Below are 21,208 nucleotides of genomic sequence, written 5' to 3' on the forward strand. Positions count from 1 at the left end.
TGCGTCTAACAGCACGGTCTCAGTCGCATTCGTTGAGTTTTGAATGGGAGGTGTGGGCTACTGCAACCGGCCTTGGCCGCAGCAGCCCGGGTCCATCAGTTGCCGCTGACCAGCTGGTGTGCCAACTGGTTGTGGCGCTCCAGCACGCGTGGCAGGTCGACGGTGGCCAGCTGGCCGTCTTTCACCACGACGCGGCCGTTGATCACGCTGGTGTGCACCTGGGTCGGGGTGCAGAACACCAGTGCCGCCAGCGGGTCGTGGTGGCCACCGGCATAGGCGACGTGGCCGAGGTCGAAGGCGACGAAGTCGGCGACCATGCCCGGGGCCAGGGCGCCGATGTCATTGCGGTTGAGCACCTTGGCGCCGCCGAGCGTGGCAATTTCCAGTGCTTCGCGCGCGGTCATGGCGTCGGGGCCGAAGCCTACTCGCTGCAGCAGCAGGGCCTGGCGCACTTCACCGATCATGCTGGCGCCGTCGTTGGAGGCAGAGCCGTCGACCCCAAGGCCCACCGGTACGCCGTGGTCGCGCATCTTGCGTATCGGGGCAATGCCCGAGGCCAGGCGCATATTCGAGCATGGGCAGTGGGCGACGCCGGTGCCGGTGCGGGCGAACAGCTCGATGCCGTGCTGGTCGAGCTGCACGCAGTGGGCATGCCATACATCGTGGCCGACCCAGCCAAGGTCCTCGGCGTACTCGGCAGGGGTCATGCCGAACTTCTCGCGGCTGTAGGCGATGTCGTTGACGTTCTCGGCCAAGTGGGTGTGCAGCGACACCCCGTACTGGCGTGCCAGCACGGCGGCTTCGCGCATCAGGTCACGGCTGACCGAGAACGGCGAGCAGGGGGCTACCACGATGCGGCGCATCGAGCCGTGGCTGGCATCGTGGTAGTCCTCGATCAGGCGCTGGGATTCCTTGAGGATGTCAGCTTCCCTTTCCACCACTGAGTCAGGCGGCAGGCCGCCCTGGCTCTGGCCCACGCTCATGCTGCCGCGTGCGGCGTGGAAGCGCATGCCGATCTCGGCGGCGGCATGGATGCTGTCGTCGAGCTTGCAGCCGTTGGGGTAGATGTACAGGTGGTCGCTGGAAGTGGTGCAGCCGGACAAGATCAGCTCGGCCATGGCGGTCTGGGTCGACACCGCGATCATTTCGGGGGTCAGGCGCGCCCAGATCGGGTACAGGTTGGTCAGCCAGTTGAACAGCTCGCCGTCCTGGGCTGCCGGCACCACGCGAGTGAGGCTCTGGTACATGTGGTGATGGGTGTTGACCAGGCCTGGGATGACCACTTTGCCGGCCATGTCGAGGATGACGTCGGCCTGTTGTGGCAGGGTATCGGTGGGGCCGACCTGTGTGATCAGGTTGTCTTCGATGTACAGGCCGCCGTTTTTGATCTCGCGGCGTTGGCCGTCCATGGTGACCAGAAGTGCGGCGTTTTTGACTAGGAGGGTTTTCTTAACGGTTGCGGATAACATGGCTTAAGCCCGTTGCAATACGCCTTGGCGATTACCGAGGTCGTAGGCGAGGGATAATGTAATCAGGAACGCTGCAAGTTGTATACATTCAAGTGCAATTAATGATTTGGCTTCATTCAATTCGTGAAAAATAACCAAAAATAGGAATTTTATTTACCAATAGACTGGCAGAATCTTTACCGGAGCCTGTCTTGATGTCTGCTTTTGAACCCCACCTTGGGGCTACCCCCACTGGCCGTCTTGCTGCAATCAGCGTCGCGGTCCTTGCCTTTTCGGCCTTCTTGATCGTAACCACCGAATTCCTGATTGTCGGCTTGTTGCCCGCGCTCAGCCAGGACCTGGGGGTTTCCATTTCGATGGCGGGGCAGTTGGTCACGCTGTTTGCCTTTACTGTGATGCTTGCCGGTCCGCTCTTGACGGCGGCATTGGCTCACCTGGATCGCAAGCGGTTATTCATCACCATTCTGCTGGTATTTGCCGCAGCCAATGCATTGGCTGCGGCCTCGACCAGTTTCTGGGTGCTGGCCATTGCGCGGGTCGTCCCGGCACTGGCGTTGCCGGTGTTCTGGGGAACGGCCAGTGAAACGGCCGGCCAGTTGGCCGGGCCTGATAAAGCAGGGCAAGCGATCTCCAAGGTGTACCTGGGCATCTCGGCGGCGATGTTGCTGGGTATTCCGCTGGGCACCGTCGCGTCCAATGCCGTGGGTTGGCGGGGCGCATTCTGGATACTGGCCGCGCTGTCGTTGCTGATGGCGCTGGCCATGTGGGTGTGGATGCCGCACGTTGCCCGCGCGGCAAAAGTCGACTTCATGCAGCAGGCACGCATTTTCAAAGAGCGTTATTTCCTCGCCAATGTCCTGCTTTCGGTGGTGGTGTTCACCGCGATGTTCACAGGCTACAGCTACCTGGCCGAGCTGCTGCAGCGGGTTGCGGGTGTACCACCCGCGCATACCGGTTGGTGGCTGATGGGCTTTGGCGCGGTAGGCCTGCTCGGCAACTGGATCGGTGGGCGAGCCGTGGATCGTTCACCGCTGCGGGCGACGGCGCTGTTTCTGGTGCTGCTGGCTATCGGCATGGCGGCAATCGTGCCGCTGGCACAGGCAGGCCTGGTGTTCTGCCTGGCGCTGGGGGTGTGGGGTGTGGCCAACACCGCGCTCTACCCCATCAGCCAGGTACGGGTGATGGGTTCTGTGACGCATGCCCAGGCGTTGGCCGGTAGCACCAATGTGTCGGCGGCCAATGCGGGGATTGGCTTGGGCGCCGTACTTGGTGGCTTGACCATCCCTGGACTGGGTATCGAATACCTGGGCTACGTAGCCGCAGGCGTGGCGCTGGTGGCGCTGGGGCTTGTGCCGCTGGTCGGCGGCCTTGCGCATCAGCGAGCATCGCTGGCCCGGGTACCATGAGGCGCCAGCCGCGCCAACAGGTAGTCGAGCAGGGCGCGGACCTTGGGTAGCCCCTCGCGGCTCTTGAGCCACACCAGGTTCATCGGCAGGCCGTCGGTAGCCAGCTCTGGCAGCACCTCCACCAGGCGCCCTTGATCGAGCAGTTGCTGGGTCAGCCAGGTGGGTAGCTGGCCGATGCCATGACCGGCCAGCACTGCTGCAACTTCCCCCTCGCCGTCCCCCACCGCGATACGTGGCTGTACGGTGCGTCGTTCCATTTCGCCAGGCTGGCCGCCCTTGAACAGCCAGGGGCTGACCATGCCATCGGTGTGCCCATAGCCGACGCAGTGGTGGTGTTCCAGGTCGCGTTCGTCTTGCGGCACACCGTGTTTTTCCAGGTAGCCAGGCGCGGCACAGAACATCAGGCGTTGGGCTCCGAAGTACTGGTGGCCAAGTGCGGCCGGCCAGGCATCCGGGCCACCGATCCGCACCACGATGTCGATACCTTCGTGCACCGGGTCGACAAAACGGTCGGAGAAAGACACGTGCGGTTGCAGCAATGGGTGCAGGCGGATGAAGTCCAGAATCAAGGGCAGCACATGCAGGCGGCCGTAGGAGGCTGGCAGTTCTATCCGGACCTTGCCATGGGGTTCGTTGTCGCTGGCGACCAGTGCGTGCTCGACCTCTTCCAGGTCGGCCAGGACCGAGGTGCAGGTCCGGTAGAAAATGACGCCAGCCTCGCTGAGCGACAAGGTGCGTGTGGTGCGGTTGAACAGCCGTGCGCCCAGGCGGGCCTCAAGCCGGGCCACGCTCTTGCTGATGGCCGAGCTGGTGAGGTTGAGCCGCTCCGCGGCTGCCGTGAAGCTGCCCAGATCAGCGACGGCAACGAATACGTCGATGCCTTTCAGGCGTTCGGAGGAGTACATGGCTGGCCTTTTTGATGAATTGGGTTCCATTGTCAGTGCAGCATATTGAATGCTGACAAGGACATTTCATCAATGGCATCTGTGTGTCTCAGCCCTTCGCGCAGAAGCGGGTTTGCCCGCGAAGCGGTTGACGCGTTGTTCGCGGACAAACCAGGCCATGCCGTCAGGTTCAACAGCCTTGCGGCATATCTCCACGCGCCAGGCGGGCATTGATATCGGCGATGACGCCAGGCAGTTCGGCGATGGTGTCGATCAGGTAATGCGGTCGCGCGCCTTCGAACAGGCTGCCAATGCGCCGGCGTTGCTGTTCCAGTTCCGCTTCGGGCAGCGCCTTGTATTGCTCGTAGGTCAACCCGAGAGCGTTGCCCGAGCACGTCAGGGCCACGGTCCACATTCCCGCGCTGCGGCCCTCGAGAATGCCCGGCCAAGTGTCGTCGACCTTGACGCAAGCCGCTACATCGCTGACCCCCAGGGCAATCACGTTGGCCAGTGCCTGTGCGGGGTAGGGGCGACCATTTGGTACCTCGTCGGTCGCCACCACGTGGTCGGCGCTGTAGCCGTTGCTCAAGGCCAGGGCCACCACCTTTTCCATCACCACAGCAGGGTAGCCTGAGCAGGAGCCGATTTTCAGCCCTTGCCGGCGCAACTGGGCGATGACTTCCAGGGCCCCGGGAATCAGCGCCGAATGGTCGGCGATCTTCTCGATCTGTAAGGGCATGAAGCGTTCGTAGATAGCTGTCACATCCTCGTCGCTTGGCGTATGGCCGAATGCGGCCTGGTAGCGCGCGGCAATGGCGGGCACATCGCACAGGGTGCGGATATGGTCCCACTTGCCCATGCCCATGGGCCCGCGGGCTTCCTTCAGGCTGACCTGCACGCCAAACTCGGCAAAGGCCTCGACGAAGATCTGGGTGGGGGCGAACGAGCCGAAATCCACCACGGTGCCGGCCCAGTCAAGAATGGCGGCCTGCAGGTGCTTGGGGTGCTGATAGTGCATGGCAAAGCTCCAGTGGGTAAAAACTCAGGGTGAGCGCGGCCCGCCCGACGCATTGGCAGGCTCGCGCTGGTCAGTGGTGCATCAGTGCGCGTTGAGCGCGTCGAACAGTTCGGCGATGATCGCCCGGTTACGGCGGATGCCCAGGCAGCACAGGTAGTAACTGATGTTGAACGGGTCTTCGATAAAGGCGACAGAACGCGTGCCGGGCCGGTCGGCATACTCCACCGCCGAGACAAAGCCCACGCCGATGCCGTGTACCACCGCATGCACAATCGCTTCGCGGCTGTTCAACTGCATCGCGCAGTCCAGTGAAACGCCATGCCGGCGGCAGCCTTCCTCCACAAGCTGGCGGGTGCGCGATGCCGCCTCGCGCAGCACCACGCGCTGACCGGCAATGTCCTTTACGCTGACACTCGTCTGCCCGGCCCAGGGATGGTCGTCGCGCACCACCGCCAGAATCGGGCAGGTGCGGTACAGCCGAGTGTTCAGGCGCTGGTCGAACTCCGACAGGGCGAGGATGGCCAGGTCGATGTCGAAGTTGTACAGCCTCTCCAGTGTCCCGGCTTCGCTGCTGAACGAGGTTTCCAGTTCGATCTGCGGGTAGCGCTGCATCAGCTCGTACGTCAGGCTCATGGCAATCGGCGGCGACACCGCGCCGATGCGTAGCATGCCTTGCTTGCGTTGCTGGAAGCTGTGCAGCAGTTGCAACGCTTCGTCCTCCTGGCCGAACAGGCCCTGGGTGATTTCGTAGAGCTGGCGGCCTGCCGGGCTCAGCTCGACAAAGCGCCCGCGGCGGTGGAGCAGTTCCACGCAAAAGCGTTTTTCCAGGCCGCTGACCTGCTCGCTGACAGTCGGCTGGCCGATGCTCAGCAGCTCGGCGGCCTGGGTGAAACTGCCGGTCCGCGCCACGGCATGAAAGGAGCGCAACCACTTGTGGTACTGGTACATGACACCTCTCTGGCAATCGCACGGACGACATGGCAGGCAACCTCAGCGGCGCACGAACAGGGCCACCAGGGCACTGCAGGCGCAGGCTGTGGTGACCACGACGAAGATCAGCGACGTATTGCCGGTGGTATCGAGCATACGTCCGATCAGCGGCTCCGCCAGCCCGGCGAACAGGTACGAGGCGAAATTCATGATCCCTGTGGCGGTGCCAGCGCGGCGGGCGCCAACCAGGTCCGGGCACAACGCCCAGAAGCTCGATGCAGGGCCGTAGACGAAGAAGCCGCAGAGGAACAGCGCCAGCAGGCCCACCGCACTGTGTGCCGGCAGGCTCCACATCCACAGGCTGGTGAGCGCGCCCAACACCATGTACAGCATAATTGCCTTGTAGCGCTTGCTACCGAACAGCTTGTCCGACACCCAGCCGTTGCTCAGCGCACCCACGGCCATGCCCACCGGCAAGGCGATGGTGATCCACTTCGGGTCGATGAAACTGTCGCCTTTCTGCCAGTTGGCGCCCAGGAAATGCACCGGTACCCAGACGATCAGCCCGTAGCGCGCAGCGTTCTGGAAGCCCAGCGACACTGCGGCCACCAGCAGGCGCGGGTTTTTCAGAACGGCAAGGTAGCGCTGGCGCGAGGTTTCTTCGCCGCCCTGGGTGGCCGCGTTGGCGCTGTCTTCGGCGTTGGCTACGCCGGTGTCGTCCAGCGCGGGGTAGCCCATGTCCTGCGGGCGTTCCCGGGCAACCAGATAAAAAACGATGCCACCGGCCAGCATCAGCAGCACCGGCAGGCGGAAGATCCAGCGCCACTCCAGGTGCAGTACATCGATCACCACTACCGAGGTGACATACGACAACACCGAAGCGCAGCCGGCGGCGAACACATAGAAGCCATAGACCTTGCCGCGCTCGGCAGCACCCCACCAGTTTGACAGCAGGCGGCTGCCGGGCGCCCAGCCCAGGGCCTGGAAGTAGCCGTTGACGCCCCACGGCAGGATCAGGCTGAGAAAACCGCCGGCGAAGCTGGTGACCCAGTTGGCGCCGCACGACAACACGGCGCCGATGCTCATGATGCGCCGGCCACCGAACTTGTCGGCGAGGTTGCCATTGATGGCCTGGCCAATGGCATACATCCACAGCATGGCGGTGGAGGCCCAGCCGAGGGTTTCCTTGCTCAGGCCGAACTCGGCCTGGATCCCGGGGATGGCGAAACCGAAGGTTTGTCGCCCGGTGTAGAAGAACAGGTAGCAGAACATCGCGGCCAGCAGCATGCGCCATTGCGCGAGGCGAAACGGCATGGTGCTGGGCAGCGTGCCAGTCAGGGTTTGTGCACGGTTCATGACGGTTTCCTTTTGTTCTCTGGCGCCGGCCCAAGGGGCACGGCGAGTCGGCACTCTTGAAAGGTGCTACAGGAAAAACGCGGAATGTCAGGCGGCTTGCGCGCCGATGAAATTGCGCCCACGGGCGCCCTGCATGGCGGCGTCGATCATCGCCTGGGCCTCGGCGGCTGTCACGCCGTAGTCTGCGAATTCGGTGCGCACGCCCAGCTGATGGAGAAATGCTCGCAAGCGCTGTTGGGCGGCTGCAAGGTCGCGGCCGAAGGCCTTCTGCAGGATCTGGTCACGCCCGGCATCACGGCCCCAGGCCAGGCCCAGCACCAGCGGCAGGGTGAAGGAGCAGGCGATGCCGTGGGGCAGGCCGTGGCGCAAGGTCATTTCGTAGGAAATGGAGTGGGCCAAGGCAGTCTTGGTGTTGGAAAAGGCCAGCCCGGCCTTCAGTGCAGCCAACGCCATGCGTGCCCGCAGCTCGCGGTTGCCCAGGTCCTGCCGCAGGCGTGGCAGGCAGTCGAGAATGTCGTCGATGGCCGACAGCGCGAAGGTATCGGAGAGCGGATTGGCGTTGTGGTTCCAGATTGATTCCAGCGCGTGGGACAAGGCATCCAGCCCGGTGGATACCGTCACCCCGGCCGGCACGCTGAGCATCAGTTCCGGGTCGATAAGCGCCACGCTGGGCCAGGTACAGCTCAGGTGCAGCGAGTACTTCTTCTGCTGGCCAGCGTCCCACAAGGTGGCCCATGGCGTCACCTCGCTGCCGGTGCCTGCCGTGGTCGGCGCGGCCACCAGTGTCTTGTGTCGGGCCGGGGTAAACGGTTTGCCGCTGGCCAGCAGCTCGAGCAGTTCATCGAAATGGCCAGAAGCGGTACCGACGATCAGCGCCTTTGCGGTATCGATGGCGCTGCCACCGCCTAGCGCCAGCACCGTATCGCAGTCGCCGTGCCGTGCCCAGAACGCTTCATGCACACCCCGCAGCCAGGCGACATCGGGGTTGGGTTGCACATTGTCGATCACGCACACCAGTCGCTCGCCCAGCAGGCTGCGTACCCGCGCAACCAGGCCGAGCTGTTCGGCCTCAGGGAAGGTGACGAGGGCGACTTTGCCGGGGCAGTGTTGGGCGATCTGGTCCAGGCTGCCCCCGCCGAAAACGGTGGTAACCGGGTTGTGGAAGCAGGCAGGCATGGGCAGTTCCTTATTGTTGTTGGAAGGTGCAGCCATGCTCGTCGGCTGGCGGGTTTCGATCCAATCGATTGATTGCAGGGTGCTATCGGCTGAGCCGATAACGGACGCAAAGTGCATGGGCTTGAACTCCAGGCATGGTCTGCCCGTCGCGCGCCCACCGGGCGCACGTGGCAAGGGGTTGGATGGGCGGCGAATCAGTGGCGGGCGTTGCCTTGAATGGCGTGCCGCAGGCGGTTGGAGACCAGGTCGGCAAGCACCACCATCACAGTGATCACCAGGATGCAGGTGGCGGTTTCCTGGTACTTGAACAGCTTCAGGCTGCTGACCAGCTCGAAGCCCAGGCCACCGGCACCGACCATGCCCAGCACCGTGGCCGAACGCAGGTTCACCTCGAAGCGGTACAGCACCACGGCGATCCAGGCGGTGATCACTTGCGGCAGCACGCCGAAAGCAATCACCTGCAGTGGCCGCGCACCGGTGGCCCGCAGCGCTTCAATGGGCCCCTGGTCGATTTCCTCGATGGTTTCGGCAAAGAACTTGCCGAGCATGCCCACGCCATGCAGCGCCAGGGCCAGCACGCCAGGGAAGGGCCCCAGCCCTACCGCCGAGACGAACACCAACGCCAGGATCAGCTCGTTGATGCTGCGGATCACGTTCAGCAGCTGCCGGGTGGCCTGGTATAGCCAGCGGTTGCCATGCAAGTTGCGCGCGGCCAGAAAACCCAGCGGCACGGCGAGAACGATCCCCAGCAGGGTGCCCCATAGCGCGATTTGCAGGGTTTCCAGGGCCGGGCGCCACAAACTGGGCATTATGCTCAGGTCTGGCGGTAGCGAGCGGCCAAGGAAGTCGCCGATCTGTGGCAGCCCGTTGGCCAGTTCGCCCCAGCTCAGCTGTGCCCCTTCGGCGCTCCACTGCAGCACCAGGACGATCGCCAGCAACAGCGCGCCAGTGCCCAGCCAGCTGCGGGCGCGAGTGGGTGTTTTGACCAGCCATTGGTGGCTCTGCGGGTTCATGCCGAGGCTCCTGTGCCAGTGGCCAGCATTGGCCGTGGTGCAGCCATTGCCTGCCCAGGCTCATTGGCAGATGGGTTGTGATAGATGCGCTGCAGCGCGGCTTCGTCCAGCTGACCGGGTTGGCCGTCGAACACCAGGCGCCCGTTGGCCAGGCCGACGATGCGGTCGGCGAATGCCCGCGCCAGTTCCACCTGGTGCAGGTTGCACACCACGGTTATGCCGAGGGTGCGGCTGGCTTCGCGCAGGTACTGCATGACCACATGCGCGGTGTTCGGGTCGAGGCTGGCCACCGGTTCGTCGGCCAGGATCACCTGTGGCCGCTGGGCCAGCGCACGGGCGATACCCACCCGCTGCATCTGCCCGCCAGACAGCGCATCGGTGCGCGACCCGGCCTTGTGCTCCAGCTCGACCCGGCGCAGGCAATCACGCGCCAGGGCCACGTCGTCGCGGCGGAACAGCTGTAGCAGCGAGGCGAGCGTGCTGCAGTGGCCGAGACGGCCGGTCAGCACGTTCTTAAGCACCGACAGCCGCGGTACCACGTTGTGATGCTGGAAGATCATCGCGACCTGCCGGCGCAGTGCGCGTTGGTCGGCTGCACGCATGGCGTTAACCCCGGCCACCTGCAGCTCGCCGGTATCGGCCTGGGCCAGCCGGTTCATGCAGCGCAGCAGGGTCGATTTGCCGGCGCCGGACTGGCCGAGGATCACCACGAATTCACCGGCCTGAACATCCAGGTCGATGCCGCGCAGTACCGGGTTGTCGGCGTAGCCCTTGGTCAGTTGGCGGATACGGATCATTTCAGGCTCCGCAGGTCGAGGTCGAGCACTTTGGCGGTGTCACGAACCACGTTGTAGGCCGCGTCAGTGGTCGGCTGGAAGCCATTGAGCATGCCCTGATCGCCCCAGGGCACGTCCTTGATGCCGGCAAACGCAGTGCGCAGCCTGGCCTGCAGTTCGGGGTCAAGGTTGTTGCGCCAGACCATTGGTGATTCGGGAATATCCGGGGAGGTCCACACCACCTGGAAGTCCTGCTGCTGAGCCTGTCCGTTGTTCACAGCCCCGGCCAGGATACGGTCGGCCACGGCCGCTGCATCAACCTTGCGGTTTGCCACGGCAAGAATGCTGGCATCGTGCGAGCCGGAGAAGATCACCCGTGAGAACAGGGTTTTCGGGTCATGGCCAGCGTGCTCCAGGCCGGCCTTGGGGAACAGATGGCCAGAGGCCGAGCTGGGGTCGACGAAGGCGAAGGTGTGGCCCTTGAGGTCGTCGAGCGTACGAATGCCGCTGTCCTGACGGGCGATGATCAGGCTGTGGTAGGCGCTGCTGGCGGTCTTTTTGGTCACCGCTACGGCAAAGGCTTCGGCACCGGCGATCTGGTTGGCCAGTACGTAGGAAAACGGGCCGAGATAGGCCACGTCCAGCTTGCCGGCGCGCAGGGCTTCGATCACCCCGTTGTAGTCAGTCGCGACGAATGGCTTGACCGGCATGCCCAGGCGCGCTTGCAACTGGTCGAGCACCTGCTGGCTGCCCTTGATCATGGCCTGGGAGTCTTCCGACGGGATCAGGCCGACAGTAAGCACCTGCTGTGCCTGCACGGCGGGAGCGAGCAGCAGTGGCAGCAGGGCGAGGCGGGCACAGCGCAACAGTTTCGGGAAGGGTGTCATGGCGATACCGGAGTGGTTGTTGTCGGTAGCGCCAAAGCTAGGGCTGTCATGTGACAGTCACAGCATCAATTCAATATGCGTTTGGCCAGCCAATCATTCAAAGGATCTATGGATGTCAACCGCTCGCCTGCGCACCTTCCTTGCCGTGGCCCGGCACGCCAGCTTCAGCGCCGGGGCCAGGGCCATCGGCCTCAGCCAGCCGACCGCGACCAACCAGATCCAGGGGCTGGAACGCGAATTCAATGTCGAGCTGTTTCACCGCCGCGGTCGGCGCATCGAGCTGACCGCCGTTGGCCGTGCCTTGCTGCCCATTGCCCAGCAGATGTCGATGCTCGAAACCGAGGCGATCAGCCTGCTGCGCGACAGTGGCCAGCTTAACCGGGGTGAGCTGAAGATCGGTGCAGTGGGACCGTTTCATGTGATCGAGATGGTCGACCGCTATCGGCAGGCGTACCCACAGATCGATGTGTCCATCCGCGTGGGCAACTCGGCGTCAGTGCTGGCCGATCTGCAGGGCTATGTGACCGATATCGGTGTGTTGGCGGGGCTGCACCATGATCCGGCGTTTGTCGCACAACGTTATGCCAGGCACCCGGTGATCCTGTTCGCCCGCGCCGATCACCCTTTCGCCCGCCACGATCAGGTGCCGCTGCAAGCCCTGCAGGGGCAGCCGTTGCTGCGCCGTGAGCAGGGTTCGACTACGCGGCTGGCGCTGGACAATGCGCTGGAAGCGGCGCAGGTGACACCGCGCATCGCCATGGAAATCGGCAGCCGCGAGGCGCTGCGCGAGGCTGTCATCCGTGGCATCGGCATTGGCGCGGTGTCCGAGGCGGAATACATTGGCGACCCGCGCTTGAAGGTGATCCGCATCTCGCACGACCCGGTGTACACAGAGACTTACCTGTATTGCCTGGCTGATCGGCAGGGCAGCCAGGTAATTGCGTCTTTTCAGCGTTGCCTGCAAGCCTGGCACGGCTAAGCTGCACCGTGCCTGCTCAGCATGCGCCGTATCACACCGCCTCGCGGCTGTTCACGCCATCGAGCAACCGCGCAATCCCCAGCGGGTTAGCGTTTTTCAACGCGTCCGGCAGCAGTGCATCGGGGTAGTTCTGGAAGCACACCGGGCGCAGGAAGCGGTCGATGGCCAAGGTACCGACCGAGGTGCCGCGTGCGTCGGAGGTGGCCGGGTAAGGCCCGCCATGCACCATTGCATCGGAAACCTCCACACCGGTCGGGTAGCCGTTGAGCAGCAGGCGCCCGGCCTTGCGCTCCAGCAACGGCACCAGCGAGGCAAAGGCTTGCAGGTCATCAGGGTCGGCAATCAGGGTGGCGGTCAGCTGGCCCTGCAGGTGGCGCAGCGCTTCGGCCAGTTGCTCGGCATCGGCCACCTCCACCACTACGGTGGTCGGGCCGAACACTTCCTCCTGCAGCAGCGGGTCGCCGTTCAGCAGCAGGCTTACGTCTGCCTTGAACAGCTGTGGCTGGGCCTGGTTGCCGGTCTGTGGCTGCCCGGCCAGGTGCTGGATACCCGGGTGCGCCAGCAGGTGCTGCACACCGTTCTGGTAGCTGCGCAGGGTGCCGGCGTTAAGCATGGTCTGCGGGCCCTGGTCGGCCATGCGTGCCACCAGCGTTTGCACGAAATGCTCGAATTGCGGCGACTGGATGCCCACCACCAGGCCAGGGTTGGTGCAAAACTGCCCGCAACCCATCACCACCGAGGCGGCCAGTTCGCCGGCTACCTGCTCGCCACGGGCTTGCAGCGCCTGGGGCAGGACGATCACCGGGTTGATGCTGCTCATCTCGGCAAATACGGGGATTGGCTGCGGGCGTGCTGCCGCCATGTCGCACAGGGCGCGGCCACCGCGCAGCGAGCCGGTAAAACCGACCGCCTGGATGGCCGGGTGCTTGACCAGCGCCTCGCCCACACCGGCGCCGTAGATCAGGTTGAAAACGCCTGCGGGCATGCCGCTGCTGGCCACCGCGCGGTCAATGGCGCCAGCCACATGGGCGGCAGTGAGCATGTGCCCGCTGTGCGCCTTGAACACCACCGGGCAGCCAGCGGCCAGCGCCGAGGCGGTGTCACCGCCAGCGGTGGAAAAGGCCAGCGGGAAGTTGCTGGCACCGAACACGGCCACCGGGCCCACGCCGATGCGGTACTGGCGCAGGTCCGGGCGCGGCAGCGGGGTACGCTGGGGCAGGGCACGGTCGATGCGTGCGGCATAGAAGTCGCCTCGGCGTACCACCTCGGCAAACAGGCGCAGCTGATTGCTGGTACGGCTGCGTTCGCCACGGATGCGGGCCTCGGGCAGCGCGGTTTCGCGCATCACATGCTGGATGAAGTCGTCACCCAGTGCGTCCAGCTCGTTGGCAATGGCGTCGAGGAAGGCGGCACGCTGGGCCGGGCTGGTGCTGCGGTAGGCCGGGTAGGCGGCCTCGGCGGCCTGCACGGCGGCCTCTACTTCGTCGCCGGTCGCCTGGTGGAAGGCGTATGGCAGTGGCTCGCCGGTGTGGGCGTCGACGCTGTTCAGCAGCACGTCACCGTTGCCGCTGAGTTGGCCGGCGATATGGTTCAGGCGATGTTCGATGGACATTTCGTTTCCCGTTGGCAATGACAGTCGTTGCGCTGGGACTGTAGGGGGCGAACGGGGGGCTGAATAATGATTAATGCGGATCGGGTGATAACGACCAGTTATCACCCAGCTTGTAGCGTCACTCCGCCATCTGCAATTCCGGCAGCTTCACCCGAAACGCGCGGGTCAGCCCCATCAGCACCACCAGGCCCATGCCCATCCAGCACAGGCCGATAGTAAACGACAGGCTGGTCAGGCTGCTCCACAGCCACAGCGTGCTGAGAAAGCCCAGGCCGGGGATGGCGCCGTACAGCAGGTAGTTGCGGCCACCGCGCAGTTTCTGGTCGACCAGATAGTGCTTGACCACCGCCAGGTTCACCGCCGAAAAGGCGAACAGCGCGCCAAAGCTGATCATGTTGGCCACGGTGTCGAGGGTGATTACCAGGGCGATCAGCGACAGCAGGCTGACCACCAGGATGGCAGTGGCTGGCACGCGTTTTTTTGTCACCAGTTGGCCGAACGCCCGCGGCAACGCGCCGTCGCGGCCCATGGCGAACAGCACGCGCGACACGCTGGCCTGGGACACCATGGCCGAGGCGAAGCAGCCGGCCACGTAGGTGGCAGTGAAGGCCGTTACCAGCAGTTCGCCGCCGACACGGCGCATCACATCCACCGAGGCCGAATCCGGGTCGGCGAAGCTGCCCCAGTCGGGGAACACCATCTGCGCGCAGTACGACACCACCAGAAACAGCAAGCCGCCGATCAGCGAAACCGCCAGGATCGCCACCGGAATGCGGTAGGTCGGGTTGGTCGTTTCTTCGGCCATGGTCGAGACGGCATCAAACCCCAGGAAGGACAGGCACAGTACGGCAGCGCCGGTCATGATCAGCGGCACGCTGAAGCCTTCGTGGTGGAAGGGCGCCAGCAGCGACACCGGCTCCGCCTGCCCGCTGAGCTTGAGCACGGACAGGGCGACGAAGACGATGATGAACACCAGCTGCACCACTACCAGGATCCAGTTGACCCGGGTGATGGACTCGATGCCGATCAGGTTGAGGAAGGTGACCAGGGCAATGGAGCCTGCCACCCACACCCAGGCGTGGATGGCCGGGAAGTATTCCGACATGTAGATGCCGATCAGCAGGTAGCTGAGCAGCGGCAGGAAGATGTAGTCGAGCAGCAGTGTCCAGCCGGTAATAAAGCCGATGTGGCTGCCGAAGGCCTTGCGCGTATAGGTGTAGACCGAGCCGGAGTAGGGGTGGGCCTGGACCATGCGGCCGTAGCTGTAGGCAGTCAGCAGCATGGCGGCGAGGGTGAGCAGGTAGGCGGTGGGCAGGTGCCCTTTGGTCATCTGGGTGACCAGCCCGTAGGTGGTGAATACGGCCAGGGGCACCATGTAGGCCAGGCCGAACAGGACCAGGGCAGTCAGCCCCATGGACTTGCGGAAGCGGCCGGTGTTGGCGCCGGGGTGCGCGGCGGTGTCATGGGAGGGGCTATGGGCTGTACTTGTTGTTGTATGCATTGCTAACTCCTGGAAGAGGATGCAGGACACCGCAGTACGCGAGCAGGCTCGTTACCGGTGGGTGAAGTGCAAGGAGGTCGAGCGGAAGGCTCGCAGCGCTGGGGCGGGTTGATGCTCCCACACCCTGCAGGTACCCGGAATCACCCTTTGGGGTGAGCGGGTACAGCCTTGCCCGGCTCACCCCAAAGGGTGATTTCGGCGTCTGCAGTGGCGTGGGAGTATCTGGTCAACAACGCACCGCACTGGCGGCGGTGCCTCTGAATAGAAACGGCAGGCCCACAGTGACTAATCAATTGCTTTCAGAACAGTGGTTCGAGCACCTGGCCAAGGTCACCGAGGCAATCGGCCGACCGGGCTTTGCCGCCAACCTGTTTGCCGCACTTGGCGTTATCCGGCCGATCCAGGCGACCACGGTGTACCTGTACCCGCACGACGGCATGCCTTGTGCGCTGTTCGAGCAGGACGACAAGGCGCCCTGGCAGCCTGAGGGCAATGTCAGCCGCTACTTGTCCGGCTTCTACCTGCTCGACCCGTTCTACGGTGCCTGTGTGGAGCAGGTAGCGTCGGGGTGCTATGGGTTGTTCGAAGTGGCGCCCGACCATTTCGAGGTCAGCGAATACTACCAGTCGTTCTACCGGCACTCGCACCTGGAGGATGAGCTCAACTACATCCTGCAGGTTGCGCCGGGGCAGAGCCTGGCGGTGTCGCTGGCGTTCACCGACAAGCTGGATGCGCACACCCGCGAGCTGTACGGGCTCATCACGCCCTGGGTGCTGGCGGTGCTGAGCAAGCACTTCGCCGGGCTGGACAGCCGCACCGGGCGCTTCGAAAACATTCTCGAACAACGTATCCACGCCGCGCTTAACAATTTCGGCAGCTCGCTGCTGACCGAGCGTGAGTGCCGTATCGCCCAGTTGATCCTGCGTGGCCACTCGACCAAGTCGCTGGCCGAGCGCCTGGGGGTGTCGGAAGACACCATCAAGTCGCACCGCAAGAACGTCTACGCCAAGCTCGACATCGGTACCCAGTCCGAGCTGTTTTCCCTGTTCATCGACGCGCTGGCCAATGCCCAGGGCGTGCTGGGCAAGGACCCGCTGGAAAGCTACATGGGCAAGCTGCGCTGAGCGCCAGCCACCCTGCAACCCCACCGCAAAGGAAAACCAACAATGAATGCGCCTTTCGCCCCGCAACGCCAGACCCGCGACTACCAGGCAGCCGATGCCGCGCACCATATCCATGCCTTCCTCGACCAGAAGGCGCTGAATGCCGAAGGGCCGCGGGTGATCGTCGGTGGCGAACGCCTGCACCTGTGGGACAGCGAGGGCAAGCGCTACCTGGATGGCATGTCTGGCCTGTGGTGCACCCAGCTCGGCTACGGGCGCCGCGACCTGACTGTCGCTGCCGCCACGCAGATGGACCAGCTGGCCTACTACAACATGTTTTTCCACACCACCCACCCGGCGGTGATCGAACTGTCCGAGCTGCTGTTCAGCCTGCTGCCCGGCCACTACAGCCACGCGATCTACACCAACTCAGGCTCTGAAGCCAACGAAGTGTTGATCCGTACCGTACGCCGCTACTGGCAAGTGGTCGGCCAGCCGAACAAGAAGGTCATGATTGGCCGCTGGAACGGTTACCACGGCTCGACCCTGGCGGCTACGGCGCTGGGCGGCATGAAGTTCATGCACGAAATGGGCGGGCTGATCCCGGATGTTGCGCACATCGATGAGCCGTACTGGTACGCCGAGGGGGGCGAGCTGACGCCGGCCGAATTCGGCCGCCGCTGCGCCTTGCAGCTGGAGGAAAAGATCCTGGAACTGGGGGCCGAGAATGTTGCCGGCTTTATCGCCGAGCCGTTCCAGGGCGCAGGCGGCATGATCTTCCCGCCGGAAAGCTACTGGCCGGAAATCCAGCGCATCTGCCGCCAGTACGACGTGCTGTTGTGCGCCGATGAGGTGATTGGTGGCTTTGGCCGCACCGGCGAGTGGTTTGCACACGAATACTTCGGCTTCGAGCCCGACACCCTGTCGATTGCCAAGGGCCTGACCAGCGGCTACGTGCCCATGGGTGGCCTGGTGCTGAGCAAGCGCATTGCCGAGGCACTGGTGGAGCGGGGCGGGGTGTTTGCCCACGGCCTGACCTATTCCGGCCACCCGGTGGCGGCGGCGGTGGCCATCGCCAACCTGAAGGCGCTGCGCGACGAAGGCATCGTGACCCAGGTTAAGGATGACACCGGACCGTACCTGCAACGCATCCTGCGCGAGGTGTTCGCCGACCACCCGTTGATCGGCCAGGTGCAGGGCGCCGGGTTGGTGGCAGCGTTGCAGTTCGCCGAGCACAAGCCGACGCGTAAACGCTTTACCAACGAGAACGACCTGGCCTGGCAATGCCGCACCTTTGGTTTCGAGGAAGGGGTGATCATTCGCTCGACCTTGGGCCGGATGATCATGGCGCCGGCCTTGATCGCCAACCACAGCGAGCTGGATGAACTGGTGGAGAAAACCCGCATTGCCGTGGACCGCACGGCCCGCTTGGTCGGCAAGCTCTAAACCGTTGCCAAGGGCAACCGGTTTCCCCTGTGGGAGCGGGCATGCCCGCGAACACCGGCGAAGCCGGTGCCATCCTCCGTGTCACCTGATTCGCGGGCACGCCCGCTCCCACAAGGGGGAGCGCGGCGCGCTTGCGGACTGTGTGATACCTGTTACTTCCGCAAAATGATCGCCACAGCGGTCGCCTGGAGTACAAATGTACACCCTCGAATTCTGGCAACAACGCGCCTCGGACCTGTACCTGCCATCCCAGGCGCTGATCAACGGCAAACCCGTCAACGCACAGGATGGCGTCACGTTCGCCACCATCAACCCCGCCACCAACAGCGTACTGGCCCAGGTCGCTGCCTGCGGCCAGGCCGAGGTCGACCTTGCCGTCGCCAGCGCACGTCGGGCCTTCGAACAAGGCCCCTGGCCGCGCATGGCCCCCGGCGAGCGCAAGAAGGTGCTGCTGCGCCTGGCCGAGCTGATCATGGCCCATCGCGAGGAGCTGGCCCTGCTGGACTCGCTGAACATGGGTAAGCCGGTAATGGACGCCTACAACATCGACGTGCCGGGCTCTGCCCATGTGTTCGCCTGGTACGGCGAGGCGCTGGACAAGCTGTATGACCAGGTGGCGCCCACTGCGCCCAATGCACTGGCCACCATCACCCGGGAAGCCCTGGGCGTAGTGGCCGCCGTGGTGCCATGGAACTTCCCCTTGGACATGGCCGCCTGGAAGCTCGCCCCGGCGCTGGCTGCCGGCAACAGCGTGGTGCTCAAACCTGCCGAACAATCACCGTTCTCGGCCTTGCGCCTGGCCCAGCTGGCGCTGGAAGCCGGTGTGCCGGAAGGCGTGCTGAACGTGGTGCCTGGCTTGGGCGAGCAGGCTGGGCAGGCGCTGGGCCTGCACCCGGATGTGGACTGCCTGGTGTTCACCGGCTCCACCCAGGTGGGCAAGTACTTCATGCAGTACTCGGCGCAGTCCAACCTCAAGGAGGTGTGGCTGGAGTGTGGCGGCAAAAGCCCCAACCTGGTGTTCGAAAACTGCCAGGACCTGGACCTGGCGGCGGAAAAGGCCGCATTCGGTATTTTCTTCAACCAGGGCGAGGTGTGTTCGGCCAACTCGCGGCTGTACGTACAGCGCTCCGTCCATGACGAATTTGTCGAGCGCCTGCAAGCCAAAGCCCGCCAGTGGTTGCCGGGCAACCCCCTGGACCCGGCGAGCCGTGCGGGTGCCATTGTCGATGCCGAACAAACCGGCCGCATCGAAGCCGCCATTGCGCGCGCCGGGCAAGAGGGCGCGCGGCTGGTGTGTGGCGGTCGGCGCCTGACCATCGAAGGTTCGGACAACTACATTGAGCCGACCATTTTTGCCGGTGTCCATGGCCGCATGAGCCTGGCGCGGGAGGAAGTGTTCGGGCCGGTGCTGGCAGTCAGCGCTTTCGACACGGAAGAAGAAGCGGTGCGCCTGGCCAACGACAGCATCTATGGCCTGGCGGCCTCGGTGTGGAGCGATGACTTCAACCAGGTGCACCGAGTGGCGCGGGCGTTGAAGGCCGGTACTGTGTCGGTGAACACGGTCGATGCGCTGGATGTGACGGTGCCGTTCGGCGGTGGCAAGCAGTCGGGGTTCGGGCGCGACCTGTCGCTGCATTCGTTCGACAAGTATTCGCAGCTCAAGACCACCTGGTACCAGTTGCGCGGCTGATATCACCACCCTTTACCGCGTCACATTCTTCGCGGGTAAACCCGCTCCCACAGGTATCGCACTGCACCTGAGGCCGGTGCAGTACCTGTGGGAGCGGGTTCACCCGCGAAGAGGCCCCCACAGGCAACGCTGCAAACCTTTCGGCGTACCTCACTCGTACCCTTGCACCCCGGCAATGTGCCGCCCGGCCACATAACCAAAAGTCAGCGCCGGGCCCAGGTTGATGCCACCCGACGGGTACCAGCCACCAAACACGCTGGCCATGTCGGTACCCGCCGCATACAGCCCTGCAATCGGCTGCCCGGCCTCATCCAGTACGCGGGCACTGCCATCGGTGCGCAGCCCGGCAAAGGTGCCAAAGCAGCCAGGCTTCACCTTCACCGCATAGAACGGCCCATGCTCGATGGGCGCTACACAAGGGTTGGGCCCTTTGTGTTGCGGGTCGCCCTGCTTGCGGTTGAACGGTGTGGAGCCACGGCCAAACGCCGGGTCCTGGCCGTTGCGGGCGGGGGTGTTAAAGTCATCGACCGTGGCGCGTAGCCCGGACGGGTCGATGCCACAGGCCTGGGCGAGTTGTTCGAGCGTGGCGCCGCGCTTGAGGTAACCATTGCGCACATGCGGCCCTACCGGCAGCGGTGCCGGGCGGGCGTAACCCAGGCCATAGCGCCGCAAGAAGCGATGGTCGCAAACCAGCCACGAGCACACTTCCTCATCCGGCGGCACTGCTGCGACCATGGCTGACACATAGTCGTAATAGCCATGCGCTTCGTTGACAAAGCGCTTGCCGTTGGCCAGCACGCCAATAATGCCGGGCTTGCCGCGTTCGATGATGTGCGGGAAGTGGCCGATGCTGCCATCACGGTGCGGCACCTGCGAAACCGGCGCCCAGGCCACTGGCGATTTCAGGTCGGTAGCGACCACGCCACCCGCCGACTCGCCCAGGCGCAGCCCGTCCCCGGAACAACCCTGTGGCGGCAGGGCCAGGTTGTCGTGGCCGCTGGCATCACGCGGGAAAAGCTGCCGGCGCCGGGCGTTGTCGTTGGGGAAGCCGCCTGCCGCGAGTACCACGGCCTTGGCCCGGATCTGCCGATCGCCCTGCGGCGTGCCAACCAGCACCCCGCGTACCTGGCCCTCTTCGACCAGCAGGCGTTTGGCCGGCGCCGACTCCTGCAGGTGCACGCCCAGGTCTTGTGCCGACTTCGCCAGGCGTGCCACCAATGCCACGCCGTTGACCAGGTGCATCGCCCGGCCATGCCGGGCCAGGTGATACAGGTGGCGGCCAAAGCGCTTGCACACGTGCAGCAAGGCCTTGGGCGAGCGGGTCATGTTGAGGAAGGCGGCCAGGTCGGCGCCGGCCATGATCGGCATGCCCATGAATGAGGTTTCGCGCAGGGTCTTGCGCAGGCGCGGCAGCAAGGTGCCAACCTGGCGGGCGTCGTACGGCGCCGCGATTACCTGGTGCCCGCCCTGGGCCGCACCGGGTGTGTCGCCATGCATGTCCGGGATGCCGTTGCCGTCGGCAAACTGCAGCGCTGTGTGCTTCTCGAAGAACGCCACCATATGCGGGCAGGCTTCGAGGAAGGCATCCACGCGCTCGGCGTTGTAATACGCCCCAAGCTCATTGCGCAGGTAGGTGCGTGGCTGCTCGATGTCTTCCACAATGCCAGCCCGCTGTGCCAAGGGGTTGCGTGGCACCCAGGCCCAGCCGCCAGACCAGGCGGTGGCGCCGCCAAACACGGGCTCCTTCTCCAGCACGATCACCTTCTGCCCATGCCAGGCTGCCGTCACGGCCGCAGCCAGCCCGGCGGCGCCGGAGCCTATGACCAGTACATCGTATTCGGTATCGAGAGCTGCAGAAGGCATTGCGGCGTTCCTGTTTTGTTATTAGAACAAGGTTCCACATTTTTATCCGCAAGGCTGCGGCCTGCAAGGGCATGGCAGCTTGGCAGAGCAACTTCTGGG

17 protein-coding genes are annotated in these 21,208 nt (G+C 64.4%); 5 read left to right on the top strand and 12 right to left on the bottom strand.

Annotated features, from left to right (window positions below; translation table 11 throughout):
• Positions 1–95: 95 nt before the first annotated feature.
• Entirely contained in the window at positions 96–1,469 is a 1,374-nt protein-coding gene (locus JOY50_RS02235) for an 8-oxoguanine deaminase (protein ID WP_132839857.1), read from the bottom strand.
• Between the two features lie 194 nt (positions 1,470–1,663).
• Here JOY50_RS02235 and JOY50_RS02240 point away from each other — a divergent pair, with 194 nt between their 5' ends.
• The gene (locus tag JOY50_RS02240; RefSeq protein ID WP_243054693.1) at positions 1,664–2,875 is read left to right on the top strand and encodes an MFS transporter; all 1,212 of its coding nucleotides are present in this window, start codon (positions 1,664–1,666) and stop codon (positions 2,873–2,875) included.
• On the opposite strand, the gene JOY50_RS02245 is transcribed toward JOY50_RS02240, so the two are convergent.
• The 8 genes from JOY50_RS02245 to phnD form a co-directional block, all read right to left on the bottom strand.
• Complete coding sequence (locus JOY50_RS02245; RefSeq protein WP_132839862.1) at positions 2,845–3,780, bottom strand: LysR family transcriptional regulator; 936 nt, start codon at positions 3,778–3,780, stop codon at positions 2,845–2,847. The genes JOY50_RS02240 and JOY50_RS02245 overlap by 31 nt on opposite strands.
• 169 nt (positions 3,781–3,949) lie before the next feature.
• Positions 3,950–4,777, bottom strand: coding sequence for a phosphonoacetaldehyde hydrolase (phnX, locus tag JOY50_RS02250; protein WP_132839864.1), 828 nt, complete (start codon positions 4,775–4,777; stop codon positions 3,950–3,952).
• A gap of 81 nt (positions 4,778–4,858) precedes the next feature.
• Positions 4,859–5,725: a LysR substrate-binding domain-containing protein gene (locus JOY50_RS02255; protein WP_243054694.1), complete on the bottom strand. Its 867-nt coding sequence runs from the start codon at positions 5,723–5,725 to the stop codon at positions 4,859–4,861.
• A 42-nt stretch (positions 5,726–5,767) separates the two neighbouring features.
• A complete protein-coding gene (locus tag JOY50_RS02260; protein ID WP_132839869.1) occupies positions 5,768–7,063 on the bottom strand; it encodes an MFS transporter in 1,296 nt (431 codons plus the stop codon).
• Positions 7,064–7,150: 87 nt separating this feature from the next.
• A complete protein-coding gene (gene psrA / locus JOY50_RS02265) occupies positions 7,151–8,239 on the bottom strand; it encodes an iron-containing alcohol dehydrogenase PsrA (protein ID WP_243054695.1) in 1,089 nt (362 codons plus the stop codon).
• A gap of 194 nt (positions 8,240–8,433) precedes the next feature.
• Positions 8,434–9,252 (bottom strand): phosphonate ABC transporter, permease protein PhnE, encoded by an 819-nt coding sequence (gene phnE / locus JOY50_RS02270; protein ID WP_028613589.1) that lies wholly within the window; start codon positions 9,250–9,252, stop codon positions 8,434–8,436.
• On the bottom strand, positions 9,249–10,049 hold the full coding sequence (gene phnC / locus JOY50_RS02275; RefSeq protein ID WP_132839874.1) for a phosphonate ABC transporter ATP-binding protein: 801 nt from the start codon (positions 10,047–10,049) through the stop codon (positions 9,249–9,251). Before phnC ends, phnE begins: the two co-directional genes overlap by 4 nt.
• A complete protein-coding gene (gene phnD / locus JOY50_RS02280) occupies positions 10,046–10,915 on the bottom strand; it encodes a phosphonate ABC transporter substrate-binding protein (RefSeq protein ID WP_138736716.1) in 870 nt (289 codons plus the stop codon). Before phnD ends, phnC begins: the two co-directional genes overlap by 4 nt.
• Positions 10,916–11,027: 112 nt before the next feature.
• Here phnD and JOY50_RS02285 point away from each other — a divergent pair, with 112 nt between their 5' ends.
• Complete coding sequence (locus JOY50_RS02285) at positions 11,028–11,894, top strand: LysR substrate-binding domain-containing protein (RefSeq protein WP_243054696.1); 867 nt, start codon at positions 11,028–11,030, stop codon at positions 11,892–11,894.
• Between the two features lie 31 nt (positions 11,895–11,925).
• Here the strand turns inward: JOY50_RS02285 and JOY50_RS02290 are convergent, their stop codons facing one another.
• Complete coding sequence (locus tag JOY50_RS02290; RefSeq protein ID WP_132839881.1) at positions 11,926–13,506, bottom strand: aldehyde dehydrogenase (NADP(+)); 1,581 nt, start codon at positions 13,504–13,506, stop codon at positions 11,926–11,928.
• A 118-nt stretch (positions 13,507–13,624) separates the two neighbouring features.
• Positions 13,625–15,007, bottom strand: coding sequence for an APC family permease (locus tag JOY50_RS02295; RefSeq protein ID WP_138736715.1), 1,383 nt, complete (start codon positions 15,005–15,007; stop codon positions 13,625–13,627).
• Positions 15,008–15,288: 281 nt separating this feature from the next.
• Here JOY50_RS02295 and JOY50_RS02300 point away from each other — a divergent pair, with 281 nt between their 5' ends.
• The 3 genes from JOY50_RS02300 (at position 15,289) to JOY50_RS02310 (ending at position 19,246) form a co-directional block, all read left to right on the top strand.
• Positions 15,289–16,131 (top strand): helix-turn-helix transcriptional regulator, encoded by an 843-nt coding sequence (locus JOY50_RS02300; protein WP_243054697.1) that lies wholly within the window; start codon positions 15,289–15,291, stop codon positions 16,129–16,131.
• 42 nt (positions 16,132–16,173) lie between these two features.
• The gene (locus JOY50_RS02305; RefSeq protein ID WP_138736713.1) at positions 16,174–17,556 is read left to right on the top strand and encodes an aspartate aminotransferase family protein; all 1,383 of its coding nucleotides are present in this window, start codon (positions 16,174–16,176) and stop codon (positions 17,554–17,556) included.
• 196 nt (positions 17,557–17,752) lie between these two features.
• A complete protein-coding gene (locus tag JOY50_RS02310; protein WP_243054698.1) occupies positions 17,753–19,246 on the top strand; it encodes an aldehyde dehydrogenase in 1,494 nt (497 codons plus the stop codon).
• A 150-nt stretch (positions 19,247–19,396) separates the two neighbouring features.
• Here JOY50_RS02310 and JOY50_RS02315 read toward each other — a convergent pair whose 3' ends face one another.
• Positions 19,397–21,109 carry an FAD-dependent oxidoreductase gene (locus tag JOY50_RS02315; RefSeq protein WP_132839895.1) on the bottom strand — a complete coding sequence of 571 codons (1,713 nt, stop codon included), beginning with the start codon at positions 21,107–21,109 and terminating at the stop codon, positions 19,397–19,399.
• Positions 21,110–21,208 lie beyond the last annotated feature (99 nt).

The organism is Pseudomonas sp. BP01 (assembly GCF_022760795.1).
GTDB classification, from domain to species: domain Bacteria; phylum Pseudomonadota; class Gammaproteobacteria; order Pseudomonadales; family Pseudomonadaceae; genus Aquipseudomonas; species Aquipseudomonas putida_Q.